The organism is Flavobacterium silvaticum (genome assembly GCF_012911565.1).
GTDB lineage: Bacteria > Bacteroidota > Bacteroidia > Flavobacteriales > Flavobacteriaceae > Flavobacterium > Flavobacterium silvaticum.
Map to the genome: position 1 here is coordinate 19,404 of NZ_JAAMPU010000107.1, position 24,235 is coordinate 43,638.

The window sequence follows — 24,235 nt, forward strand, 5'->3', positions numbered from 1 at the left end:
TCAATAAAGTTATAGGTTACATGATTCTTATTACAATCGGTCATTTACCGTCCACGACATAGCTGAGCTCAGTCACCCCGCAATGGAATGTCCGCGTATCCAGGAGTTTTAGGTTCGTTTTCTTTTCGATTCCTTCAAACAATGGGATTCCCCGGCCGAGTAGGATTGGATTGACAAACAGCCAGTAACCGTCTATAAGGTCCAGCTCCATAAGTGAGTGGGTCGCCGTTGGGCTGCCGAAAAGCATGATGTCGTTATGGGTCCGTTGTTTTATCTCCTGTATGTCTGCCGTAAGGTTGTCGCCGATGATTTTAAGTTTGTCGGTATCTGCCCCTTTCATCGTTTTTGAAAGTACTGCTTTGTATACCTCTTTATACCATTTCGAATGGTCGATGTCGTGCCGGCTCGCCAATGGCTGATCTGCCGCTCCGGGCCAATACGCTTCCATCATCTGGTAGGTCACCCGTCCGTACAAAGCCGTGTCGCCTTGCCCGATTCGTTTGCCGACATGGTCGAAAATTTCCTCATCCACTTTGATCCAATCCATTTCCCCGTTCGGGCCAGATACGAAACCGTCAAGTGAGACGTGCATAAATGAGATTATTTTTCCCATTGGTCGCTTCTTTTGTATTATGCTTGTGCCAATGTATGCAGAAAATCCGAATGTATGATAGGGTGTCCCTCGTAGTAACCTGAACAAAGGCGAAACGAAAAAAAGAATTCTTTTTTGCCAGTGATCGTAGAAAGAACTAAGGCTTTGGAAGTCTGTAAAAGTATGTCAATCTGAAAGAAAATGTTATAATCTATGATGCTTTTCCGGATCGTAACTTTATGCAAAACAGATGCGTCATGAAAAATACAAAAAAAACCGTAAACAGTAGCGCGCACGAAAACGCGGAACAAGATCAGCATATCCCTAAAGCTGAGGGAAGCCCACGTTCGGGTAAGGAACGCAATGCAGATGAGGAAGACCGTCGCGACATCAAATCAGTAAGGGACAAACACGTCATCGAAGATACAGACCGTCAGTTCGGAGGAAAAAAGCATCTTACAGGCGATTGAATAACCAGTTGTATCGGCGTAAAAGTTTCATAGAAAATAAGCGGGAAATGAGTCATAGTATTTTTTTGCGGGATAACTATTAGTTATATTGCCCTAAGAAACAACTCCCTATGATCAAATTTCTACGCTACTCATTCCTTATTATAGGTGCGGGCCTGTTTGCACAGGCACCCGCGAACGACTTGCTTGCAAACGCCCAGGCTATCACACCCGGACTTCCGGATACTTGCGTACCGGTGTCCGGAACATTACAGGATGCGACGTCTACCCCAAACCTGCCGGGAAACTGCACTACTTCGACAAGCCTTATCGATGCCTGGTATTCCTTTGTTCCCACGTCTGATCGTTACCGCATAGCATTTTCCGGTACGACACAGTTGCGTATCCAGCTTTACAAACAAAGCACGCCCGGGCCTTTGGCGCTCATGTCTTGTGCGGGCGGGAACTTTTCTTTTTTTGAGATAGGCGCGACTTATTTCATAAGGGTTTACAGGCCCTATAATGGGGTCAGCCTGGGGTTTGAGTTATGTGTGACCGAACTCGCATCGGTACTGGAAAACGACGAATGTCCGGCAGCACTGCCTGTTGACGTATCGGCCACGGAAACCTGTTCCCAATCCACGGTCGCCAATCTAAATACGGCTTCACAGAATATACAGGACGTGCTTCCGTGTTCGCTTCCGTATCCGCAACAAAATTTATGGTACAGTTTCGTTGCTTCATCAGATAACATCTTGATCAAAAATACATTGGAGGTCAACGACAGGCTCAGGTATACGTTGCATGCCAATACGTGTCCGGTGACTTCCTGTCTGGCTTCAGGTACTGCAGAGGAAGGCGAAACCAAATTCGTATCAGGCCTTACCGCGGGACAGGAGTATTTGCTTAGTGTGTATTCGGAACTATCTACGTCACTCAGCTTTTGTATCGCCACGGCTCCGGCCTTTACGAATGACGGTATTGAAAATGCCACTGAAATCGTATCCTCTGAAAATTTAGATTGCGTTTCACCGGTCGATACCTGGGTTGGGCCCGCCACTCCGTCGGTTTCACTCAATGTGTCGGGTTGCGCTTCAGATTTCAACCTGTATCTGCAGCCGACGAATCCGAACCAGACTTCCTACGCCGACCAATGGCTTCATTTTACGGCTTTGTCAAATGAGCAATTGCTTAAGTTTACCGGGCCTGCACCAACGTTTGTCCAGGTTTTTGGTGGAACGGCAGGCAATCTTGTCTGTGGTCCTACGGTGTCGTCCAGTTTTGGCGGATATACGCTCATCTCTGGCCTCGTGACGGGTACGGATTATTTTATACGGTTGCTCCATATAAACAACCAGCTTTTCGCACCCCTGTCAGTTTGTATGACGACACCGGTTCCGGTTCCGTCGAACGACGAGCCTGAGAATGCGGTGGAACTTTTCGCGTCCGAAGGCCTCGATTTCTGTAGCCCTGTTTCCGGAACCATGAACCGTGCGACCGAGTCTGTCCAGATTCCCGAACCGGCCTGTAACGATGTGCCGCGCGACATTTGGTATACATTCGTAGCGACTTCACCTGATGAACAGTTCCAGTTTGTCAACACCAACCCGGAAACGCCCGGATTCAGTTATGCGACTTCACTGTACAATTCGGTGGATGGTGGCGTAGGGCAGGAAGTATATTGCTACGATATTTTCGGCAACATCAATAACCTCGATATGGTGCCTTCGGGCTATAATTATTGGAATTTTGATGAATTTTTTCCCTTGGTTTTGCAGAATTACACCGGGCTTACCGTAGGGGAAACCTATTACATCCGACTATACTCTTATTTGGAACCGAGTGTTTCTTACCACAATCTTGTTCCGATGACGTTCGATGTCTGCCTCAAGACGCTCAAACCCATCCCGACGAACAGTACATTGGAAACGGCTGATGAAATTCCGGTGTCCTGGTATGCCGAACCAGATTACATTTATGGTTATACCACGCGTTCGACGTATCATGTCGATGTCCCGTACGCCTTCAGCCCGACGGCCTGTGGGGAATTGGGTGCCATTTCGTGGCCGCCGAACCAGGCTTCAATGGCTTACTACAAATTCACGGCGACACAGGATGCTCATGTGGTGCGTCTCATAAATGAAGCGGACAATCTGTATCCGCTGAGTGACTATATAGATGCAGATCATTATCCGATTTATATCTCTGTCTATGAATTTGTGGAAGGCGAATTGGCATTTCACCATTGTTCGACCATCGTGGAAAGCGAACTGCTGCTCGATGGCCTTACGCCGGGAAAAGAGTATTTCGTAAAGGTAATGTTCCGCGAATTGCCGTTTACGACTGAATTTGAGTTCCAAATTGCCGTAACTACCGAACAAAGCCTGGGTATTCCAGATCAGCAAATCCAATCTTTCAAGTTGTATCCGAATCCCGTCGATACTATACTGAACCTGTCGGTGCCATCTGGCCAGAACCTGGTTTCAGCCGAGATTGTGTCGGTTGAAGGACGCAGCTTCGGAAAAGCAATCCTGCATTCGGGAACAATCGATGTATCGGAACTTCCGTCCGGGATTTACTTTTTGAAAGTCGCCACCGAAAACCAGTCTCAAACCTTAAAATTCATCCGTAACTAAAACCAAATGAAAAATTTAAGATTACTCGCATTGCTGCTTGTCATTGCCATTTCTTCCTCATCGTTCAAAAGTAATATTTCGATAGCTGAAGGCGGTTACTTTGATATTTACATCAAGAACAATTGTACCAAAGAAGTCGAAGTCAGGGTCAGGGCAGACGGATCGAGTTCGGTATCCAAATACAAAGCGGGCGAAAAGCAAAAAGTAGCCGTCAAGGAAGGCTATGAGATTTATACGGACGGAAAGCTGTTCCAGACGCTTAAGAAATCTGATAGCGGAAAGGACATCAATTTGTGTAAGTGATTGCGTTCGGCCGATAATTTCAGGACTTTCTGAAGTAGTCGGCAAATTCTTTTTGGATCAGTTCCAACTTGGGTGAAATATACCGTTGGCAAAACACACCGTTTTTGTTTTTCCGGTAATAATCCTGTTGCGATTCGATGTTGCCCAGGAACCGGACGAACGGCAATGACCTCGTAATGATCGGTTCGCTAAAATCAGGCTGGTTCTGATCTATCAGCCGTTGCATATCTGCTATATCCCCATCAAAAACGTAAACGGCCGACCGGTATTTTTCACGCAGGCTATGTGTTTTGGTGGACGCGTGCGTATGCAGATGGACAGCAATCAAAATTTCCAAGGGTATAACTTCCGGTTTGTAATGTACGATTACACTCTCGGAAAAGGCATCGTCGGGAATTGCGGAACCAATCCAGCCCTGTTCGACTTTTTCCACGCCGGCCAATGATTGGAAGTAGGCTTCGGTGCACCAGTGGCAGCCTCCGCCGAAACCGATTTTGCTATAGGGTACCGATTGTTGCGACATCAGGTCAATTTACAAAAAAGCCTGTACTTCGATGTACAGGCTTTTTGAATTCAATATTCGCTTTACGACAGCAACGCTTCACGCTTGAGGAAACGTCTTTGGTATTCATTGCTGTACAAATGCTTCCACCGTCTGTGGCTCCACAAATAATTCTCCGGATGGCTCTTGATGGTGCTTTCGAGTTTTTCAGTGAACAGCGTCGTGATGATGCCGGTTTTATATTCCGCTTTGAAATCAAATACCGGTGTCAATACAAATTTGTAGTAACCGCGGGCTTCGCGTATGATTTCGGCAAAAAGCATCGGTGTCTTGTGCGAGGCCGTATATAATTCTGTCCCACTCATAAATGCGGTAGGCTGGGACAGGAACGACGTCCAGAAACTGCGGTTCGGCACTTTCGGGTTCTGGTCGGCCACCAAGACGAGCATGTGTTTTTCATCGGCGAAGGCCTCCATCTCTTTTTTGAGATTACGCGAGGAAACCATCTTCGACCCAAACCGGCTGCGCAGTTTGAACATCAGGTCGTTAAATATTTCACTGCGAAGCGGTTTGTAAGCGACCACTACATTAAGGTCTTTCATCGTAGAGGCAATGTGGGCGTTGGCCCATTCCCAGTTGAACTGATGCCCTAAATAGACATGGATGCTTTGGTTTTCGTCTATCGCTTTTTTGAGTTCGGTATAATCGGCAGAGATGTGTTTGTGCAGCGTTTCTTCTGACATCGACAACAATTTGAGCGTTTCGAAAAAGTGATCGCAGAAATTGTGGTAGAATTTTTTCTCGATGTCATGACGTTGTGCTTCGTCAAGATCCGGGAACGATTTGTCGATGTTGGCTTTGACCACTTTGCGCCGGTATCCGATGACGCTGTACAGGAAAAAGGCACACGCGTCCGAAAAAAAGTAAAGGACGGGTAGTGGGATAAGTGAGAGCGGATACAGTAAAATTCGAATCATAGGAGCTTGTTTTGGGTTCTGGTCAATTGGCGAAAATCGTGTCGAGGTCAAAAGGCCGGAAACCGGTCTCGGAGTTTTTGTTTTTGACCTGTTTTTGGGAATCCGGCACTTCCGTTTGGGTGTCGTTTTCCTCCGGTTTTTCAGTGCCGAAGTTATTTTTTATTCGGTTAAACAGTTGTTTAAAAAAAGTTATATTTTTCATGTTGATTTTAATTTTTTTGGGTGTGAATCATTCCCATCCGCCGCCCAGTGCGCGGTATAATTCAACGTTGGATGATAATCGGTCTTTTTTGACCGAAGCCAGTTCGAGTTCAGACTGCAACAGGCTCGATTGGGCGCTGTTGACTTCAAAATAGGTAGCCATTCCGGCTTTGAAAAGCAATGTGGCATTGTGCACCGCTTTCTTCAGCATTTCGACACGTTCGTTTGCAATCTTGTATTGTTGCTCCTGTTTTTCAATTTTTGCCAAAGCATCCGATACTTCGCCCACAGCCACAATGACCGTCTGGCGGAACTGTATCACAGCCTGTTCCTGTTCCACTTTCGCAATTTCATTCTGGGTACGCAACCGCGTTCCATTGAGCAAAGGAGCGGTCAGTCCACCTGCCACAGAACCGAATAACGAAGCGGGAATATTGAACCAATTGCTCGATTCAAATGAATTTACTCCGCCCACAGCCGTAATGGTCAGGGTAGGATACAGGCTCGCTTTGGTTATCCCGACTTTCGCGTTCGCGGCCTTGAGTGCGAGTTCGGCACTTTTGACATCGGGGCGCTTGCTCAGCAATTGGGATGGAATCCCCGATGCGAGATCTTCTTTGACTACGATGGTTTCCAGTTTACTCGCGCGTTGTTTTGCTTCCGGAAAACTGCCCGACAATACGCTTAGTGCATTTTCCTGGAGCTGGATGTTTTTTTCTAGTTGCGGAATCAATTCGGCCGCTACCAAGCGCTGGGCTTCGGTCTGTTGTTTGGCCAACAATGTGACCTGTCCCGATTCGTACTGAAGGTTCACGGCAAATACAGTACTGTCATTTAGTGCCAGTGTTTTCTTGGCTATTTCGAGTTGGGCATCGAGCATCAGCAAATCATAGAAACCTTTGGAAACGGTCGCTACTACTGTAGTCTGCAATGCTTTTTTGGCCTCTGCCGTTTGCAGGTAAGCAGCCTGTGCGGCTTTTTTGCGATTGCGGATCTTACCCCAGATATCGGCTTCCCAACTCAGGTTCAGATTAGCGTTGTAGTCTTCGATATGACTTTTCCCGAGGAATTGCTGGGTGCTGATCCCGTTGAGGCTGTTGTCTGAAAGTTGGGTCGTGATCGCATTCACGTTCGCATTGAGCTGAGGCACCTGTCCCCATTTGCTCTGACGGAATTGGAGGTTGGCGATACCGATGTTTTTGTCAGCAATCTGCAAATCGTTGTTCTTCGAAATCGCCACATCTATGAGTTGCACCAAATCTGGTTCCTCAAAGAACGATTTCCATTTGATGTCGGCGATGTTCGTGGTGTCGCTCTCGTTTGTGTTGCGATACTTTGCTGGCACTTCCGGCTTTTGTATTTGCTGTGCGACAGTAGTAAAGCCCGTGATTATGGCTATAAGCATCACGGTTGTTTTGATATATCGGGTCATAATTAAATTTCAGATGGTTCTAATTGCAGGTGGTTCTGCTCCTTTTTTTCATTGTTGATGACGGCCAGCGGTTTTCCCGAGACTTTTTCCTGCAGGTACTGAAAGGCGATGAAAAGTACCGGAATGATGAAAATCCCGAGGATTACACCAGACACCATTCCGCCTGCCGCCCCAATACTGATGGAGTGGTTTCCTAAGGCAGATGGACCTGTGGCGCGCATCATCGGGATCAACCCGACGACAAAGGCGAACGAAGTCATGATGATAGGGCGCAACCTGAGTTTGGCCGCTTCGAGTGCCGATGCCAGCAGCGATTTACCTGCGCGTCGTCTCTGTATGGCGAATTCCACGATCAAAATCGCGTTCTTCGCGAGCAACCCGATGAGCATGATGAGTGCCACCTGTACGTAAATGTTGTTTGCGATTCCGGTCATGCCGATGGCTGCGAAAACCCCGAAGATTCCTGTCGGTATCGATAACAATACGGCTGCCGGAAGGATATAGCTTTCATATTGGGCCGCGAGCAGAAAGAACACGAACAGCAGGCTTAATCCGAAGATTATAGCGGATTGGCCGGAAGAGGTAAGTTCTTCTTTGGTCAGACCGGAGAATTCTATCGAATATCCTTTAGGCAATTGCTTTTCTGCCACTTCCTGGACTGCCTGTATGGCCGCTCCGGAACTGAAACCCGGTTTTGCAATCGCATTCACCCCGATTGAATTGAACAGGTTATATCTCGAAGCGGTCTCGGATCCGTTGACCGGTTTGAGTTTTACCAACGAACTCACCGGAACCATTTCGCCTGTACGGTTCTTGACGAAGATGTTCCGCATGGTTTCGGGATTATTACGTGCAGCTGCATCGGCCTGGACCATGACGCGGTAATATTTCCCGAAGCGGTTGAAATCCGATGCCTGCGCACTTCCGTAATACGCTTGTATCGTCTGCAACACATCACGGACGCTGACGCCGAGTTGGTCTGCTTTTACGTCGTCGACTTCCATTTCAAGCTGTGGATAATCTGCTTTGAAACTCGTAAAGGCAACCGCGATTTCCGGACGCTTCATGAGCTCGCCAATGAATTGCGTACTGATTCCGGTGAATTTCTGGATGCTTCCGCCGGTTTTGTCTTTGAGTACGATATCGAGTCCGTCCACGTTGCTGAAGCCTGGAACGGTAGGGAATGTAAACACAAAGAAGTTCGCACCTTTGATTCCGGCCAGTCGTCCGCGTACATCGTTCATGATGTCATTGATGTCGTGCAATTCGCCACGTTCCTTGGCAGGTTTGAGCAGGATGAAAGCGACTCCGGCAGATGCACTTGTCGATTGCGTCAGCATGTTGAAACCGGAAATGATATTGAGGACTTTCTTCGATGGAAGATTGCCGAGTTTGCCTTCGACTTCTTTCATGACGTTCTGAGTGCGTTCCAATGAAGCCCCTGCCGGCATTGAAAGTGAGATGGCAATGAATCCCTGGTCTTCAGACGGAATGAATCCGGTCGGCGTCGTCTTTACCATATAAACCGTTGCGGCAATGACCACGGCGAGTCCGCCAAAACTGAGCCATCTGTTCTTGATCAGGAAGCGAAGACTGTTCACATAATTGTTCGTCAGCCTGTCAAAACCTTTGTTGAAGCCGACAAAGAATTTTTGTTTGAAACCCTGCGGCTTGACTTCACCATGGTGGTGATCGTCGTGAGGTACATCTTTCAAAAATAAGGCGGCCAGTGCCGGACTTAACGTCAAGGCGTTTACGGCAGATATGACAATCGCGATCGCGAGGGTAAAGGCGAACTGTCTGTAGAAAACACCTGTCGATCCCTGCATAAACCCAACCGGAAGGAAAACGGCCGACATGACCAGCGTAATCGAAATGATCGCGCCCGTAATCTCGCTCATGGCAGATGTGGTTGCCGATTTTGCCGAAAGCTTCTTACTGTGCATTTTCTCGTGCACGGCCTCGACGACAACGATGGCATCATCCACGACAATACCGATAGCGAGTACGAGGGCGAATAACGTCAGCAGGTTGACCGAGAAACCGAAAATCTGCATGAAAAAGAACGTACCCAGGATGGAAACCGGAACCGCGATGGCAGGAATCAGCGTGGCCCTGAAGTCCTGAAGGAACAAAAAGACCACGATGAATACCAATATAAAAGCTTCGATCAGCGTCGATTTCACCTGGGCAATCGACATATCGAGAGAATCTTTGGTGTTATACAAAATCAGGTGTTTGACATCTTTCGGAAAATCCTTTGATGCTTTGTCCATCATTTCGCGGATAGCTATCTGCACATCGCTTGAGTTGGAACCGGGTAATTGGAAAATACCAATGTTAAGGCCTGATTTTCCGTCGATGCGGGTACTACTCGCATACGTGTAAGATCCCAGTTCCACTTTTGCGACATCCTTCAATCGTAAAACCGAACCATCTGAATTGGAATGGATCACGATATTTTCATAGGCAGTCGGGTTGTTGAGCTTCCCTTTGTACTTGATGACGTATTCGAAGGCTTCCTTGCTGGCTTCACCAAAACGTCCGGGAGCGGCTTCGAGGTTTTTGTCCTGAATGGCACCCATGACTTCTTTCGGGGTCAGCCTGTAACTTACCATTTTTGCCGGATCGAGCCAAACCCGAAGCGAATAGTCTTTATTACCACCGAATATAAGTGCCTGTCCCACACCAGGAATCCGTTTTAATTCAGGGATGATATTGATCTGGGCGTAATTGGCCAGGAAGGTCTGGTCGTATTGCTTTTCGTTGTCGGTGTACAAATCGACAACCATGAGCAAGCTGTTTTGTTGCTTGGTTGTTGAGATTCCTGCTTGCAGTACTTCTGCGGGTAACTGACTCGATGCCTGAGCCACGCGGTTCTGGACGTTTACGGCTGCCTGGTCCGGATCTGTCCCGAGCTTGAAGTTTACGGTAATGACAAGCGATCCGTCGTTACTCGCTGTCGAACTCATATAGCTCATGTTTTCGACCCCGTTGATGGCCTCTTCGAGTGAAGGTGCCACTGAACGCAGGACTGTTTCTGCATTCGCTCCCGGATACAAAGCCACAACCTGGACCGCAGGAGGTGCAATGTCCGGAAATTGCTGGAGTGGGAGGGTACTTAACCCGATGGCACCGAGGATAACTATAAGAATAGCGATGACTGTTGACAGTACGGGCCTGTCAATGAATTTTTGTAACATGATATGTCTGTGTGGTTTAGATTATAGTTTGGCTACCGTCTTTTTTTGTTTCGCCTGTTCACTTACGCCAGATTCAGGTATGATGGTAGCACCGTCAGGCAGGTTTTCGAATCCTTTGAGGACGATTCTGTCTCCGGTCGAAATACCGTCTTTGATTAGATAGGTTGTTCCTGATTTTCCCGAAACCGAAACCGGCTGGCGTGTCACGGCGTTCTTTTTATCGACAAGGAAAACATAGACTTTATCCTGTATTTCTACGGTAGCGTCCTGAGGAATTACGATAGCGTTTTGATGTTGGATGCTGATTTTTACCTTTCCGGTATTTCCGGAACGCAACAAGCCGTTGGCATTCGGGAATGTGGCCCTCATGGTGATGGCTCCTGTAGTTTTGTCGAATTGGCCGTCGATCATATCGATCTTGCCTTGTTGCGGATAGACGCTGTCATCTGAAAGAACCAATGAAACAGGCGCCAGACCTTTGAGCTTTTCGTTTAAGGTGTTGCCTTTGTACAACGATTTGAAATTGATGAATTCATTTTCGCTCAATGAGAAATAGGCGTATACATCTTTGGTGTCAGACAAAGTCGTCAGTGATTCCGGATCTGCCGGGCTTATGAGGCTTCCTTGTTTTTTAGGCAACCGGCCAATGTAACCGCTAACCGGAGCTTTGATGATGGTGTAGCCGAGATTGATCTGTGCCGAACCGACGGTAGCTTTTGTCTGTGCGACAGTTGCTTTTGCGATGGCCAGATTGGCTTTCGCTGTTTTTAATTGATAGTCGGAAACCACTTTATTGGCAACCAGCGGAGTCAGTTTTTCAACTTCCAGTTGGGCGTTCAATACGGCTGCTTCGGCGGCATTCAAACTTGCAGACGCATTGTTGTATTGTTCGCGATATGGCTTTTCGTTTATTTTAAAAAGGGATTGGCCGGCAGTGACGTAAGCGCCTTCATCAACGAATATCTGGTCTAAGGTTCCGCTTACCTGTGGTCGTATCTCGACATCTGTCTTACCTTGAATGGCAACCGGATATTCCGTTTCGGTACTGGTCGAGGCATAAGCAATTTCCATTACAGGAAGTGTTGCCGGTGCGCCGGCTGGTGCACCGGCGTTTTTATCGGCACAACCGAATGCAAACAGGGCAATCAGGGTTAACGTAATTATGCTTTTCATGAGGTTCAATTTGTTTGTTAGTGATGGATTTTGTTCTTGATTTTGGCTTTTAGTTTTCATGGCTATTTTGGAATGAATGGTTCAGAATTAATGCTGATTGATAAAGATTTGTTAGTGTTAACTTATTTATTCTGAAACGTTTGTTCCAGAATTGAAGCTGCGTTTTAAAAATTTAATAATTGTTCCGTAACATTCATTTTGAAATGAACGTTCCAAAATTGTTCAAAAAAAATATTACTTGTGGGTAATACTTTTGATAAGGAATTCAGACATTTTTTTGATCATGATTGGATCTTCGTTTAGGATGAAAGCCTGCTTCCAGCCGGTGAAAGTCGTCATGATATATTCGGCAAGGAAAGAAGCGTCTTCGGTAACATTGAGCTCTTTGTCGTCGATCGCTTTTTGGATCAGGTCAGACAGCATGATTAGATAGACTTCATTGTTTTTGCTCAACACGTTCCTTACGGATTCGTCTTCCGGGGCAATCTCGAAAATGGTTTTTATTCCCAGACACCCTTTATCGCTATTGGCAACCCAGGCCGCTTTATCTTTGATGATGTTTACCAACGCCTGCAACGCCGATTTTTCTTTGGAGATTTTCTCACGGGTTTCGCACAGAACGCCTTCGGTGTAATTTTTCACGCATTTCAAAAACAACGCGTGTTTGTCTCCGATGGTGTTGTAGAGACTACTTCTGTTAATCTGCATTGCATCTACCAAATCCTGCATCGAAGTCGCATGATAGCCTTTTTCCCAAAAGACATTCATCGCTTTTTCTATAATTTCGCATTCATTAAATTCAACACAGCGTGCCATCGTACATCATTTTCGTGAGCAAAGATAGAATTAATTCTGGAACAGTCGTTTCAAAAAGGTTTTTTTTATCCTGTTATCTATTAATATCTTGAAAAACCCCAGTATTTACGATAGTTTTTCACAGGTTAAAAATTTCTTAATGGATTCGTTGAGCTAATTAAAACCCGACGTATTCGGTGATTTCAAGTCCGTAACCAATCATCCCAACCCGTTTTCCCTGTTGCGTATTCGAGATCAGGCGGATCTTGCAGATATCGAGATCGTGAAGCATCTGCGCACCAATCCCAAAGTCTTTGTTGTCGATGATGATAGCAGGCGCTTTCTGGATGCCGCGTGATTGCAAATCCTTTAGTTCAGAAATCCGGTTCAGCAAACCATAGGCTTCCATATTCTGGTTGATGAAAAGCACGGCGCCGCGGCCTTCATCGTTGATCAAACGGAACATATCGTCGAGTTTTTTATCGGCATTATTCGTCAGCGTACCAAGTAAATCGTTGTTGACCTGGGTGGAATTGATACGTGTCAGGATAGGCTCGCCGGCATTCCAGTTTCCTTTGGTCAATGCAATATGGACTTGTTTGTTTGTCGTTTGGATATAGGCGCGAAGGCGGAACGTACCGAAACGCGTCTCGACATCGAAGTCTTCTTTCTTTACGATGAGACTATCGTGCTGCATTCGGTAAGCCACCAAGTCTTCTATTGAAACAAGCTTCAAATCGAATCGTTTGGCAACTTCGAACAATTCAGGCAGCCGCGCCATGGTTCCGTTTTCATTCATGATCTCGCAAATGACGCCGGCAGGTTTAAAACCCGCAAGACGCGCGAAGTCTATGGCAGCTTCGGTGTGTCCGGTGCGTCTGAGAACGCCGCCTTGTTTGGCAATGAGAGGAAAAATATGTCCCGGTCGTGCCAAATCATAAGACTTGGTATCCGGATCGGTCAGGGCAAGAACAGTCTTGGCTCTGTCATCTGCTGAAATTCCAGTTGTTACACCACGTCCTTTCAAATCGACGGAAACCGTAAACGCCGTTTCCATATGATCGGTATTGTTCGTAACCATGGGACGTAAATCTAGTTCCTTGCAGCGGCTTTCCGTCAGAGGCGTACAAATCAGTCCGCGTCCGTGGGTCGCCATGAAATTTATCATTTCGGGCGTCACCTTATCGGCGGCGGCCAAAAAATCGCCTTCGTTTTCACGATCGGCATCGTCTACGACAATAATGATTTTTCCCTGGCGGATATCTTCAATCGCCTCTTCTATGGTATTGAGTTTCATGATTCTGGTAATTGGTCCTTTTTCCGTTTGAAAATACTGGAGAAAAAACGGATAATTGGCTCTGTAATAGTGTCCATGCTGAACAGCCCGATATCGTTGGTGGCGCGGTACGTCAGCAGGATTGCAAAAGGAGTGAGTATAAAAGATGACATCCACGCTCCCACGAATGGCGGCATTTCGTCGCTTTGCGAAATACGTTTCCCGAAGGTGTTGATGAAGTGGAAGGTGATGAAAATGAGTACGGCAAACACGATAGGCAACCCGATTCCGCCTTTACGGATAATGGCCCCGAGAGGCGCACCGATAAAGAACATCAGGATGCACGCATACGCTATGACGAATTTATCGTAAAAGGCAAGTTGGTGGTTGTTGATGTTCTTGATTTTTTCAGATCGGTCGAAACTTGAACCATCGATAGTAAAAGCCACACTTTCTATGTTACTTTTCGCAACCTTCAAAAGCGGTCCTTTCTGAGGTCGGGTAAACATAGCAAGCAGGTTGTTTTGTAGCGGTACTTTTTTAGTTGTATCCGCTGGTTTTTGAGCAACTGGCAGTCGGCTTGGAGGAATAGGCCGTGTCAAAGTACCAGGAGTTTTGGCAGGCAAGTTTCCGGGCATAGGCTGCTGGATGGAGACGATACCGGTACGTTGGTACATATTATCGGCAAACGAAGCCACATCTTTTGAATAACTTTTGTGGAGTGAATCAAGGGTGTATGACAGTTCGCTTACGTTGAGCATGGCATTGGTGCTTACATCGGCGCTGCTCTCATCATCGTTTTTATTGAGCTTGGACAAATCCATGTTGATGATGTATTTTTTAAAGTCGCTTTTGGCAAACGGAAGTTTCTTGCGGTCGTTGTAGTCTTTCGGAGTGACGTCTTCGTAGTAATTGCCGTCATTGAGTATGAGTTGGAGAATGTTCGATTTTTCACTCGTGCTCAGTTCACCTGTCTTTGATTTGATGACCGTAGTGGTATTTCCGATTGCCGCTTTTTTGTGGATGGTAACACCTGTAAGATGGTTCCCGTTTTCGCCTGACTTTTTATCGACTTTGATATTATATGTCCCGATATCGCTGAACTGGCCTTCGGCAATAGCCATTGCAGGCGTCCTTTTGGCAATATCGGCCCGGAAATTTATGAACTTGTATTCGGCGTAAGGAATAACATTGTTGGCAAAAAAGAAGGATGCAACAGACAACAATAGGATAAAAACAACCAGGCTGTGCATGGCGCGACGCAGGGAAATACCTGACGATTTCATGGCTGCAAACTCGTAATTCTCGGCAAAACTTCCAAAGGTCATGATGGAAGCCAGTAAAACCGAAAGCGGTAAAACCAAAGGAATGATGCGTGGCATGGCGAACATCAGGAACTTTAGGACCAGGAAAATATCAAGGTCTTTTCCGGCAAGCTCGGCTATAAAAAGCCATACGGTCTGCAAAATGAAAATGAAGAACAGAATGACGAAAACCGTAGCAAACGTACTCAGGAAGGATTGAAGGATGTACCGGTCGAGAATCTTCACCGTGGGGAAAATCAGTCTAAATTATTGATGTAATAATTGGGATATTTACTCTGGGTAAAGGTAAACTGATTTTTTGACAAAGGTTGGTTGAATTTGAAAGAATTAACGGTCAGTGTGGTTTTGGTGCCGTTCTTTCCGAGTTCGATAAGATTGTAAATGTGTTTGGTCTGGCTGTCAATCCCAAGAAGGATTTCTTTACGCTGGTCTTTATTCGAGATAGGAACGAGCTTGATGTATTGTATTTTTCTCCCTTTGATGTTCTGCAGAATATCCCAGGTGTACTTGTAACCAGAATTGAAAAAAGTCAGCATTTTAGACGGAGTGATGGCATTTTCATCTTTGTCGCTGACTTTGGATATGGTGATTTCTTCGTCTTCCGGAACAATGGTATAGGTCTTTTTTCCGTCAAACATTTTGGTCGCACCCATAAAATTGAGTACGTACTTATTGCCCGAAAGCACAACGTTGCCTTTGCTTTCCTGATTGATGTTTTCCTTTGAATTATTCAGGTTGTACTTGAAGTCGATGACGATATTCTCGTAACTTTTTACTTTGGCGGTCACCTGATCCAGCAAATCCTTCGCTTTTTTATCCTGTGCCTGAAGTGAGGTGGCGAAAAGGATAAACAATGCGATGGAGAGGAAATTTTTCATGCTAAAGGTTGTTTTGCTCATTGCTAAAGAATTGATCCAGAGCCTGTAAATCAGGAACATTCACACTTCTTGCTTTGCTGCCTTCAAACGGTCCGACAATTCCGGCTGCTTCGAGCTGGTCGATGAGCCTTCCGGCGCGGTTATAACCCAATTTCAATTTACGTTGCAAGAGGGAAGCGGAACCTTGTTGTGAAGATACGATAACTTCGGCGGCTTCCCTAAAGAGCGAATCTCTTTCAGAAATGTCGATATCAAGATTAATGCCAGTTTCGCCTTCAGGTACGTATTCAGGCAGCAGATATGCATCCGGATATGCTTTTTGTGCGCCGATGAATTCGGTGATTTTTTCCACTTCCGGCGTGTCAACGAATGCACATTGGACGCGGACAATATCGTTTCCATTCGAGTACAGTAAATCTCCGCGACCGATAAGCTGATCGGCACCTTGTGTATCGAGAATCGTCCGTGAATCGATTTTCGAAGTTACACGGAAAGCGATCCTTGCCGGGAAGTTAGCTTTGATGATACCTGTAATTACGTTGACAGACGGACGCTGTGTCGCAATGATCAAATGGATTCCGATGGCTCGTGCAAGTTGCGCCAAACGCGCGATAGGTGTTTCTACTTCTTTGCCGGCCGTCATGATCAAATCTGCGAATTCGTCCACAACCAGAACGATATACGGTAAGAATCTGTGGCCTGCTTCCGGATTCAATTTTCTGTTACGGAACTTTTCGTTGTATTCCTTGATGTTCCGCACCATCGCATCTTTCAAAAGCGAATAGCGATTATCCATTTCCACACAAAGGGAGTTCAGGGTGTTGACGACCTTTGCATTATCGGTGATGATCGCATCTTCGGTATCCGGAAGTTTCGCGAGGTAATGGCGCTCTATTTTATTGAACAGCGTCAACTCGACTTTTTTCGGGTCGACAAGCACGAATTTCACTTCGGCCGGATGTTTTTTATAAAGTAACGATGTCAGTACGGCATTGAGTCCGACGGATTTTCCCTGACCCGTCGCACCCGCCATAAGCAAGTGAGGCATCTTGGCTAAATCGACTACGAATGTCTCGTTTGAAATGGTCTTTCCAAGCGCGATCGGCAGTTCCATTTCGGCTTCCTGGAATTTGGCGGAGCCGATGGCACTTTTCATGGAAACCATCGTCGGGTTCTTGTTCGGGACTTCGATACCTATAGTCCCTTTACCCGGAATAGGCGCGATGATACGGATTCCGAGAGCAGATAAAGACAACGCGATATCGTCTTCCAATGACTTGATCTTTGAAATCCGGATTCCCGCTTCAGGCACGATTTCATATAAGGTTACAGATGGTCCGACTGTCGCCTTAATCTGTGCAATATCAATCTTATAATTGCGAAGCGTCTCGACAATCTTGTTCTTGTTTTCCTCAAGTTCTTCCTGATTGATGGTGATTCCGCCTCCGTAATCACGCAGCATATCTATTGTTGGGAACTTATAATTCGAAAGTTCCAGTGTTGGGTCGAATAATCCGAAATCTGCGACTAATTTAGCGGCCTGGTTTTCTTCGACGATGTCTTCCTCTGCAGCTTTTTCAATCGTAAAGGCTTCATCGGCTGTATGGATGATTTCTGCCGGAGCACCATGATGCACAGGCTGATGCGATAAAATCTGGCTTATCGGTTCTGGTTCAGGGACAGTCGTGGTCATGACAATCTCGCTTGCATGCTCAATTGTCGGTTTCAGGGCGTCTTTATTGATTTCGAACTTTGAAGCCGGTTTCAGGACAGGTTCGCCAATTTCTTCCTCGTCTTCTTCCGTCAGGTCATCTATCGCGAATTCTTCCAGATTGTATGCGGCTCCATTCTCGGCGACAGGAACAACATTCGCTTTCGCCTCGTTCTCCATTTCCTGCTTCCGGCGTTCAAAGAAATTCTTGATACCATCGGGAGAGACACGAATCTTATAAATCAAGTAAATGACGATGCAGAAAACCAACAGGAGCAAGGTTCCCGTCGATCCGATATAATCTGCCAGGAACTGATTCATTTCATAACCGACCGTTCCGCCCAGTTCCGGAATCGAATCTGCAAAAAATCCTAACAGGATAGACAACGTAATAAGTGCAAAAAAGTCCCAGAACCAAATGGTCTTGAGTTTTTTGAGCGGCACATCGAGCACCATAAATGCGCCCGTTAGAAAGAACAGTTTTACAAACAGGAAGGATGCAGCGCCAAACCCTCTGTAAATAAAGAAATCGGCAATCCAGGCTCCGAATTTCCCAAGCCAGTTTCCGGCTTTCAGACTTCTGTCTCCCAATGCATCGACTACACTTTGGTCATTATGACCGGTGATGAAAAACGATATGAAAGAAAGCAACAATGCCACTGAAATTATCAGCAGCAAACTACCTGCAAGAATTTCATGGCGGCGTGAAATACGCCATGGTTTCTTTGGTGCCTTATCGGTTTCTGTAGCTGTAGCTTTTGTCTTGGTTTTTGCCATATATGTTCCTTTAACGGAAAACTTTTTTAACTGAATTTCGGAACATAAATCAATGCCCCGATGATAATTGCCGTGATCGCCGCAAAAAATACGGCTCCGGCTGCGATATCTTTTATAAAACCGATTTTTTCGTGAAACTGCGGATGGATGAAATCGGCAATTTTTTCAACGGCTGTATTCAATCCTTCGATGCCCAGGACAAAGCCTATGGCAAATGTCTGGAACATCCATTCCGTTTGGGTCAATCCGACTATAAAACCAATTATCGTCATCACAATCCCAATGAAACACTGCGTCATGATGCTGTGTTCGGTCCGGATCAGTTTTATCGCTCCCAAAACGGCGAATTTCAGGCTTTTGATACGGCCGGAAAAAAAGGCTTCGTCTTTTTGGAAATCCATGGTTATAGAGCAGCTAAAGCGGCTTCGTAATTCGGTTCGTCGGCTATTTCGGCGACTTGTTCCGCATAGGTCACAATCCCATTTTCATCAAGGGTTATGACGGCACGTGAATGAAGTCCTTCAAGTTTACCGTCTGTGAATTCCAAACCATAATCCTTACCGAATTTACCATCGCGGAAATCTGAAAGGCAAATCACGTTGTCCAATCCTTCGGCTCCACAAAAACGTTTCTGTGCGAACGGAAGATCACGTGAAATGCAAAGCACCACAGTATTGTCAAGACCGGATGCCTGAGCGTTGAATTTGCGTACCGATGTGGCACAAGTGGCCGTATCGATGCTTGGAAATATATTCAGGATTACTTTTTTTCCTTTGAAATCAGAGAGGTTTACGGTAGAAAGATCTTCTTTAACCAATTTGAAATCTGCAGCCGCTTCTCCTTTTTTAGGAAGTTCTCCTGCTGTATGTACGGGATTTCCGCCCAATGTCACTGTTGCCATTTTTAGGTTTTTTTGATTGCCAAAAGTACGCATTTAAAGCTTTGATTTAAGGCAGATGGCCACTTATAAAAGCAGAAAGTGTACAATTTTGTTCGCAATTTAAAAAGGTTTTCCGCAGACTGAATCCTGCATTTGAGAAGTTATGAAAAAATATTGAACAGGTATCAGGGTTTATAAATAGTATGTGGACCTATCACCCGTATTTCGGGATAGTCCTGTGTGAGCTTCAGAATCTGGCTGGAATAAGTGCTCCTGAAAATGATGTTGGAACTTTTGCCAATGTATTCCGAATCGAATTCGTTCGTTGGTTTTCCTGCAGGCGTGGTGAAAAGCGTTATTTTTTCATGGTTTGACTTGGTGAATACGCGAAAATCCAGGGGTGAAGCTTTTATGAAATCCGTATCTGTGTGGTATCCGGAACGATAGAGGTCGCATTGGAAAAATGCCGCCGGCCTGTCCTGGAAATACAGTGCATTTTTGGCTGTAAGCACTTTATACATAGCTATTCTTTCTTTGCGGAAGTTAGATACGAATTCTTTCCATTGTCCGCCGAACAATACATAAAAATAGCCGTAAAGCGGTCTCGGGCCTTCGAGCATGGGCATGTAAAATCCGCCATCAGGTACAGGCATCACTTTTTTTATCCGGATTCTTTTGTCAGGGTTTTTCTCGTGGGTTGCCAATCGTTCGTTATGCTGATTCGTATGTTGGCAGAATCCCGGGCCGGAAACGACACCATCGGCTTCTATCTGAATACCAATAAACCAGGTTCCGATAATTGTCACGGTTAGCAGGACGAAAGGAATACGACGGTTTGCCATCGACATAAACCCATACAAACACACTAAAAGTAAAATTGGAACGGCGCTTAGCAAAAACTTGTAAGCCGTGAAAAATCCCAGGATAAAAAACGGGCATATGGCTAAAAGGATGATGTAAAAATCAGTCAATGCAGCTGCTTTTTTACGGAACATCACCCAAAGCCCGAATAAAGCCAGCATGATTAGTTGCGGAGTGAAAAATGCCGATCCTGTTGCGATCACGGAAAGTGAAGATGCATCTGTCTTGTCAACCACTTTAGTGCCCCATAACATCGTTTCAACCACTTTCACAGGCGGATATCCGGTGATCCAGATCAATAAGATTCCGGTGAATAATGCCAAAAAGAGATGAACGCCCGTAGTAATGAAGGTTTTCAGGTTCATGGTTCTTTCATGCAGGGCGACGGCAAAAAAGACAGGAAAGATAGTCAGCATGGACCAGCGGAAAGGTATTGCCAAGCCAAGGAACAGGAAAGACACTATAAAGAAGGAAATTTTCTGGCTTCTTAGATACTTAATGTAAAAAAGGAGTCCGCAAAGGGCAAATGAAAAACTCACGTTGCTGGGATTGAAAATCAGCGAATGGAACAAAACATCTGGCACAATGAAAGGAATCAGCGCCAGGAAAAGATATTTTGACCTGTCATTTCCTCTGACAAGCAAATCCAGAAAAAGAGTCAGCAGACAAACTACGGCATATCCGCTCATAAAAGAAAGCCCGATGGAAAACTGCCGCAACTGGGCTTCATCATTCCCTAAGAAACCAAGCAAAAAATCGAACCCGGAATGATAAGCGGCGTATGGCCTTTGGATGTCCGCATTCCGTCCGCACAAATGATAAAGGATAGATGAAGCATCATCACCTTCAATATATTCAGGGATAAAGGCAAAGATGCCTAATGCCGTAAATACAATGGTATGCGATAACAGGACGAGATGTATCCGCTTCATGTTTTTTGATCAGTGAGCCAAATATAAAGAATCGGCCAGCACAAGAACAAAAAAAGACGCCCCGTGGTCAGAGCGCCTTTTTAAACAAAATCAATTCAGGTCTTATTTGTCGATAGATCCCAAAACCCGTTGCATGAACGAATTCAGGGCTGTCTTTTTATCGGTTCCGCTTTTCATGGCCTGATGCACTTCGAGCGCTCCGTACATATTCGATATCAGTTCACCAATCACGTCGAGTTCTTCGTCTTTGAGAGACGGCAGTTCGGTAAGCGCTTCAAGGACTTCGGTGGCTTCGATGATATAATCCTGGTCGTTTTCCTCAATGAAATCCACCAAGTGTTTGATTACCGGAAGCTTCATTAATTGGAGGATATTTCAGAAACCAGTTCGGCCAAAACCTCCGTTTTATTCGTCTGTGTTTCGTTGATTAGCTTTCCACCACTGAACGCTGCAAACGTAGGCAGGTTCGATACGTTGGCCAGTTTTCTTGATTCAGGTGAATTCTCTGCGTCGACTATCACAAAAGTGATGTCTTCATTTTCTGTAGAGAATTTCTTGAATTTCGGTTTCATGATCCGGCAATTGCCACACCACGACGCGGAGAATTGGACAAGGACTTTATTGTTGGTCGAGACGATGTTTTGCAGTGTGTCGTCGGTGAGTTCTATGAGCATTGTGTTTGAGTTAACAGTTAACGGATAACAGTTAACAGAGGAATCAGCTTACGTAACCGTTAACCGTTATCTGTTAACCGTTAACAAAAATTAATTATTCAGGTAAGAAGCAACTCCCTCACGCGTAGCGAACATCGCATCTTTTCCTTCCTCCCAGTTCGCAGGGCAAACTTCGCCTTTGGTTTGTACGTGTGTGTAAGCATCAACCAGGCGCAGGTATTCGTTCACGTTACGGCCAAGCGGCATATCGTTTACACTTTCGTGGAATACTTTTCCGGTTTCGTCAATCAGGTAAGTCGCGCGGTAGGTTACGTTTGAACCTTCGAGGATGTAGCTTTCCGTCTCCTCGTTGTATTCGGACGAATCAATATCGAGGATTCCAAGGATATTCGACAGGTTGCGGTTCGTATCGGCAAGGATAGGATAGGTTACGCCTTCGATACCTCCGTTGTTTTTTGGCGTATTGAGCCAGGCAAAATGCACTTCATTCGTGTCGCATGAAGCCCCGATTACAATAGTGTTGCGTTGTTCGAATTCCGGCAAAGCGGCCTGGAACGCGTGAAGTTCGGTGGGACAAACAAAGGTGAAATCTTTAGGATACCAAAACAAAAGCACTTTTTTGTTGTTGTTTACGGCTTCTTCAAAAACATTGATTTTGAGGTTGTCGCCCATTTCAGAAATGGCGTCCACGGATAAGTTGGGGAATTTTTTGCCTACGAATGACATAGTTTTGTTTTTAAGGTTAACTTTCGGAACAAATGTAAGGCGATGATTGAAAAATAATCTATAATTGAAATTATTTAATTTGATTTTATCATAGAAGATGGTTATTTGATAGGTATTGTTGAGAATAATTTAAAATACAACGTTTTCGTTGTTGTCTCATTTTCAATGAAAGCTTATTAAAATTTCGGACCTCGTAATTTTATCGCCTGATTCCTATATTTGTTTTTTTTAAACCAAGCAGCATATGTCGCAAAACTCCTTATTCCGCAAAAAGAAAATCAATACCATTATCCAACAAGGAGGCGACGGGGAAGAACACACCGGATTACACAAAGTACTTACAGTGCGTGACCTCACTTTTTTTGGGATTGCTGCCATAATTGGTGGCGGAACATTTAGTGCAATTGGAAATGCGTGTTTTTCCGGCGGCCCTGGAGTAGTAATACTCTATATTATTTGTGCAATTGCGTGCGGATTTACGGCTATGTGCTATGCAGAATTCGCCTCACGTGTCCCGGTTTCGGGAAGTGCCTATACGTATGCCTATGTTTCGTTCGGGGAATTATTCGCCTGGATCATCGGTTGGGCGCTTATCATGGAATATTCGATAGGAAACATCTATGTAGCCTTTTCCTGGAGCGGATACTTTACGAACCTGCTGGAAAGCTTCCACATTCATTTGCCCGAATGGCTCACGATAAATTACCAATCGGCTCACGATGCCATCATAGACGGTAAAGGCGATGAAGGAATCGCGGCCTGGAACAACGCACCCATGTTAGGTTCGCTGCGTATCATTTTCGATTTGCCGGCCGTGCTTATCAATGTGCTGATTACATATCTGGTTTACAGGGGGACAAAGGAATCACGTAATTTCTCCAACGCGATGGTCATGATCAAATTACTGATCGTCCTTTTGGTGATCGCTGTAGGGATTTTTTATGTCGATATCGATAACTGGACGCCTTTTATGCCGAACGGTTTCGGAGGTGTCATGGGAGGCGTATCGGCGGTTTTCTTTGCCTATATCGGGTTCGATGCCGTTTCGACACTGGCCGAGGAATCGCAGAATCCGCAACGTGATTTACCACGCGGCATGATCTGGTCGCTCGTCATCTGTACCATATTATATATTGTACTTGCGCTGATATTGACCGGAATGGTTTCGTATACCCAACTCGGCGTCAGTGACCCATTGGCGGAAATCTTTGCACTCAAAGGCGTCAAATGGATGCTGTTCATCGTATCGATTGCGGCCGTTGTTGCCATGACGAGCGTAATGCTCGTGTTCCAGTTGGGCCAGCCCAGGATATGGATGACCATGAGCCGCGATGGATTGATGCCGAAAAAGTTCTCCGGAATTCATCCGAAATATAAAACGCCGGGATTCGCCACGATAGTCACCGGAATCGTGGTCGGTCTTCCGATATTTTTCACCGATGAGAACTTCGTCCTTGATTTTACTTCCATAGGTACGTTGTTCGCTTTCGTACTCGTCTGCGGAGGCGTGCTGATACTGTCGCCCCAAAGCCAGGAAGAACTAGCTGAACGTGCCACGAGAGGAAAATTCCGGATTCCGTATGTCAATTCGAAATTTATTTTCCCGGCGTTGGTCGTTTTATCTGCAGGAATCATCCAATACTTTTTCCCAGATTATTTTTCAGGAATAGTTGACTTTTCCGGTGATGCGACCAATCATATTTCGATGGTCATTTTCTTTATCCTATGTATCGTGATGTCGGTATTGGCCTTTCTTAAAAACCTGTCGCTGATTCCGTTGCTCGGCCTTATTTCATGCTGTTACCTGCTCACGGGAATGGCACTTTCTAACTGGAAATGGTTTGGTGTCTGGCTCGTCATCGGACTTGTGTTTTATTTTTGCTACGGTAAAAAGAACAGTAAGTTGAACGTATAAAAAAAGCCCCGACTTAA

The 24,235-nt window shown here is 45.6% G+C and carries 21 protein-coding genes; 4 read left to right on the top strand and 17 right to left on the bottom strand.

Annotation, left to right across the window (positions count from 1 at the left end; all coding sequences use genetic code 11):
- Positions 1-40: 40 nt before the first annotated feature.
- A complete protein-coding gene (locus G6047_RS11870; RefSeq protein ID WP_169527844.1) occupies positions 41-613 on the bottom strand; it encodes a dihydrofolate reductase family protein in 573 nt (190 codons plus the stop codon).
- A gap of 236 nt (positions 614-849) precedes the next feature.
- Between G6047_RS11870 and G6047_RS11875 the strand changes: the two genes are divergently transcribed.
- The 3 genes from G6047_RS11875 to G6047_RS11885 all read left to right on the top strand — a co-directional run bounded on the left by G6047_RS11875 (position 850) and on the right by G6047_RS11885 (position 3,980).
- Positions 850-1,062 carry a hypothetical protein gene (locus tag G6047_RS11875; protein WP_169527845.1) on the top strand — a complete coding sequence of 71 codons (213 nt, stop codon included), beginning with the start codon at positions 850-852 and terminating at the stop codon, positions 1,060-1,062.
- Positions 1,063-1,172: 110 nt separating this feature from the next.
- A complete protein-coding gene (locus tag G6047_RS11880) occupies positions 1,173-3,677 on the top strand; it encodes a T9SS type A sorting domain-containing protein (protein WP_169527846.1) in 2,505 nt (834 codons plus the stop codon).
- Between the two features lie 6 nt (positions 3,678-3,683).
- On the top strand, positions 3,684-3,980 hold the full coding sequence (locus tag G6047_RS11885; RefSeq protein ID WP_169527847.1) for a hypothetical protein: 297 nt from the start codon (positions 3,684-3,686) through the stop codon (positions 3,978-3,980).
- Between the two features lie 19 nt (positions 3,981-3,999).
- Here G6047_RS11885 and G6047_RS11890 read toward each other — a convergent pair whose 3' ends face one another.
- The 16 genes from G6047_RS11890 to G6047_RS11965 all read right to left on the bottom strand — a co-directional run bounded on the left by G6047_RS11890 (position 4,000) and on the right by G6047_RS11965 (position 22,303).
- Complete coding sequence (locus G6047_RS11890; RefSeq protein ID WP_169527848.1) at positions 4,000-4,503, bottom strand: peptide-methionine (S)-S-oxide reductase; 504 nt, start codon at positions 4,501-4,503, stop codon at positions 4,000-4,002.
- Positions 4,504-4,565: 62 nt separating this feature from the next.
- Complete coding sequence (locus G6047_RS11895; RefSeq protein ID WP_169527849.1) at positions 4,566-5,459, bottom strand: lysophospholipid acyltransferase family protein; 894 nt, start codon at positions 5,457-5,459, stop codon at positions 4,566-4,568.
- 229 nt (positions 5,460-5,688) lie between these two features.
- Entirely contained in the window at positions 5,689-7,092 is a 1,404-nt protein-coding gene (locus G6047_RS11900; protein ID WP_169527850.1) for an efflux transporter outer membrane subunit, read from the bottom strand.
- Between the two features lie 2 nt (positions 7,093-7,094).
- Entirely contained in the window at positions 7,095-10,295 is a 3,201-nt protein-coding gene (locus tag G6047_RS11905) for an efflux RND transporter permease subunit (RefSeq protein ID WP_169527851.1), read from the bottom strand.
- Between the two features lie 21 nt (positions 10,296-10,316).
- On the bottom strand, positions 10,317-11,468 hold the full coding sequence (locus tag G6047_RS11910) for an efflux RND transporter periplasmic adaptor subunit (protein WP_169527852.1): 1,152 nt from the start codon (positions 11,466-11,468) through the stop codon (positions 10,317-10,319).
- A 234-nt stretch (positions 11,469-11,702) separates the two neighbouring features.
- Entirely contained in the window at positions 11,703-12,284 is a 582-nt protein-coding gene (locus tag G6047_RS11915) for a TetR/AcrR family transcriptional regulator (protein ID WP_169527853.1), read from the bottom strand.
- A 157-nt stretch (positions 12,285-12,441) separates the two neighbouring features.
- Positions 12,442-13,560, bottom strand: coding sequence for a 3,4-dihydroxy-2-butanone-4-phosphate synthase (gene ribB / locus G6047_RS11920; protein ID WP_169527854.1), 1,119 nt, complete (start codon positions 13,558-13,560; stop codon positions 12,442-12,444).
- Positions 13,557-15,089: an LptF/LptG family permease gene (locus G6047_RS11925; protein WP_169527855.1), complete on the bottom strand. Its 1,533-nt coding sequence runs from the start codon at positions 15,087-15,089 to the stop codon at positions 13,557-13,559. The genes ribB and G6047_RS11925 overlap by 4 nt, the downstream gene beginning before the upstream one ends.
- 11 nt (positions 15,090-15,100) lie before the next feature.
- Positions 15,101-15,742, bottom strand: coding sequence for a LolA family protein (locus G6047_RS11930; protein WP_169527856.1), 642 nt, complete (start codon positions 15,740-15,742; stop codon positions 15,101-15,103).
- 1 nt (position 15,743) lies between these two features.
- Positions 15,744-18,230, bottom strand: coding sequence for a DNA translocase FtsK (locus G6047_RS11935; protein WP_169527857.1), 2,487 nt, complete (start codon positions 18,228-18,230; stop codon positions 15,744-15,746).
- A gap of 26 nt (positions 18,231-18,256) precedes the next feature.
- Positions 18,257-18,631: a diacylglycerol kinase family protein gene (locus G6047_RS11940; RefSeq protein ID WP_169527858.1), complete on the bottom strand. Its 375-nt coding sequence runs from the start codon at positions 18,629-18,631 to the stop codon at positions 18,257-18,259.
- 2 nt (positions 18,632-18,633) lie between these two features.
- Positions 18,634-19,131 (bottom strand): thiol peroxidase, encoded by a 498-nt coding sequence (gene tpx / locus G6047_RS11945; protein WP_169527859.1) that lies wholly within the window; start codon positions 19,129-19,131, stop codon positions 18,634-18,636.
- Between the two features lie 164 nt (positions 19,132-19,295).
- On the bottom strand, positions 19,296-20,903 hold the full coding sequence (locus G6047_RS11950) for a glycosyltransferase family protein (RefSeq protein ID WP_169527860.1): 1,608 nt from the start codon (positions 20,901-20,903) through the stop codon (positions 19,296-19,298).
- A gap of 102 nt (positions 20,904-21,005) precedes the next feature.
- Complete coding sequence (locus tag G6047_RS11955) at positions 21,006-21,263, bottom strand: DUF6952 family protein (RefSeq protein ID WP_169527861.1); 258 nt, start codon at positions 21,261-21,263, stop codon at positions 21,006-21,008.
- The gene (locus G6047_RS11960) at positions 21,263-21,577 is read right to left on the bottom strand and encodes a thioredoxin family protein (RefSeq protein WP_169527862.1); all 315 of its coding nucleotides are present in this window, start codon (positions 21,575-21,577) and stop codon (positions 21,263-21,265) included. The genes G6047_RS11955 and G6047_RS11960 overlap by 1 nt, the downstream gene beginning before the upstream one ends.
- A 90-nt stretch (positions 21,578-21,667) precedes the next feature.
- Positions 21,668-22,303 carry a peroxiredoxin gene (locus G6047_RS11965; RefSeq protein ID WP_169527863.1) on the bottom strand — a complete coding sequence of 212 codons (636 nt, stop codon included), beginning with the start codon at positions 22,301-22,303 and terminating at the stop codon, positions 21,668-21,670.
- 244 nt (positions 22,304-22,547) lie between these two features.
- On the opposite strand from G6047_RS11965, the gene G6047_RS11970 reads away from it, so the two are divergent.
- On the top strand, positions 22,548-24,218 hold the full coding sequence (locus tag G6047_RS11970) for an amino acid permease (protein WP_169527864.1): 1,671 nt from the start codon (positions 22,548-22,550) through the stop codon (positions 24,216-24,218).
- Positions 24,219-24,235: the final 17 nt, after the last annotated feature.

Bases quoted from the DNA above. Each gene is read 5' to 3' on its own strand.
- G6047_RS11950 (WP_169527860.1), bottom strand. From the start codon at position 20,903: ATGAAGCGGATACATCTCGTCCTGTTATCGCATACCATTGTATTTACG.
- G6047_RS11895 (WP_169527849.1), bottom strand. From the start codon at position 5,459: ATGATTCGAATTTTACTGTATCCGCTCTCACTTATCCCACTACCCGTC.
- G6047_RS11960 (WP_169527862.1), bottom strand. From the start codon at position 21,577: ATGCTCATAGAACTCACCGACGACACACTGCAAAACATCGTCTCGACC.
- G6047_RS11875 (WP_169527845.1), top strand. From the start codon at position 850: ATGAAAAATACAAAAAAAACCGTAAACAGTAGCGCGCACGAAAACGCG.
- G6047_RS11970 (WP_169527864.1), top strand. From the start codon at position 22,548: ATGTCGCAAAACTCCTTATTCCGCAAAAAGAAAATCAATACCATTATC.
- G6047_RS11915 (WP_169527853.1), bottom strand. From the start codon at position 12,284: ATGGCACGCTGTGTTGAATTTAATGAATGCGAAATTATAGAAAAAGCG.
- G6047_RS11910 (WP_169527852.1), bottom strand. From the start codon at position 11,468: ATGAAAAGCATAATTACGTTAACCCTGATTGCCCTGTTTGCATTCGGT.
- G6047_RS11890 (WP_169527848.1), bottom strand. From the start codon at position 4,503: ATGTCGCAACAATCGGTACCCTATAGCAAAATCGGTTTCGGCGGAGGC.
- G6047_RS11905 (WP_169527851.1), bottom strand. From the start codon at position 10,295: ATGTTACAAAAATTCATTGACAGGCCCGTACTGTCAACAGTCATCGCT.
- ribB (WP_169527854.1), bottom strand. From the start codon at position 13,560: ATGAAACTCAATACCATAGAAGAGGCGATTGAAGATATCCGCCAGGGA.
- G6047_RS11955 (WP_169527861.1), bottom strand. From the start codon at position 21,263: ATGAAGCTTCCGGTAATCAAACACTTGGTGGATTTCATTGAGGAAAAC.
- G6047_RS11935 (WP_169527857.1), bottom strand. From the start codon at position 18,230: ATGGCAAAAACCAAGACAAAAGCTACAGCTACAGAAACCGATAAGGCA.
- G6047_RS11930 (WP_169527856.1), bottom strand. From the start codon at position 15,742: ATGAAAAATTTCCTCTCCATCGCATTGTTTATCCTTTTCGCCACCTCA.
- G6047_RS11900 (WP_169527850.1), bottom strand. From the start codon at position 7,092: ATGACCCGATATATCAAAACAACCGTGATGCTTATAGCCATAATCACG.
- G6047_RS11965 (WP_169527863.1), bottom strand. From the start codon at position 22,303: ATGTCATTCGTAGGCAAAAAATTCCCCAACTTATCCGTGGACGCCATT.
- tpx (WP_169527859.1), bottom strand. From the start codon at position 19,131: ATGGCAACAGTGACATTGGGCGGAAATCCCGTACATACAGCAGGAGAA.
- G6047_RS11880 (WP_169527846.1), top strand. From the start codon at position 1,173: ATGATCAAATTTCTACGCTACTCATTCCTTATTATAGGTGCGGGCCTG.
- G6047_RS11870 (WP_169527844.1), bottom strand. From the start codon at position 613: ATGGGAAAAATAATCTCATTTATGCACGTCTCACTTGACGGTTTCGTA.
- G6047_RS11940 (WP_169527858.1), bottom strand. From the start codon at position 18,631: ATGGATTTCCAAAAAGACGAAGCCTTTTTTTCCGGCCGTATCAAAAGC.
- G6047_RS11885 (WP_169527847.1), top strand. From the start codon at position 3,684: ATGAAAAATTTAAGATTACTCGCATTGCTGCTTGTCATTGCCATTTCT.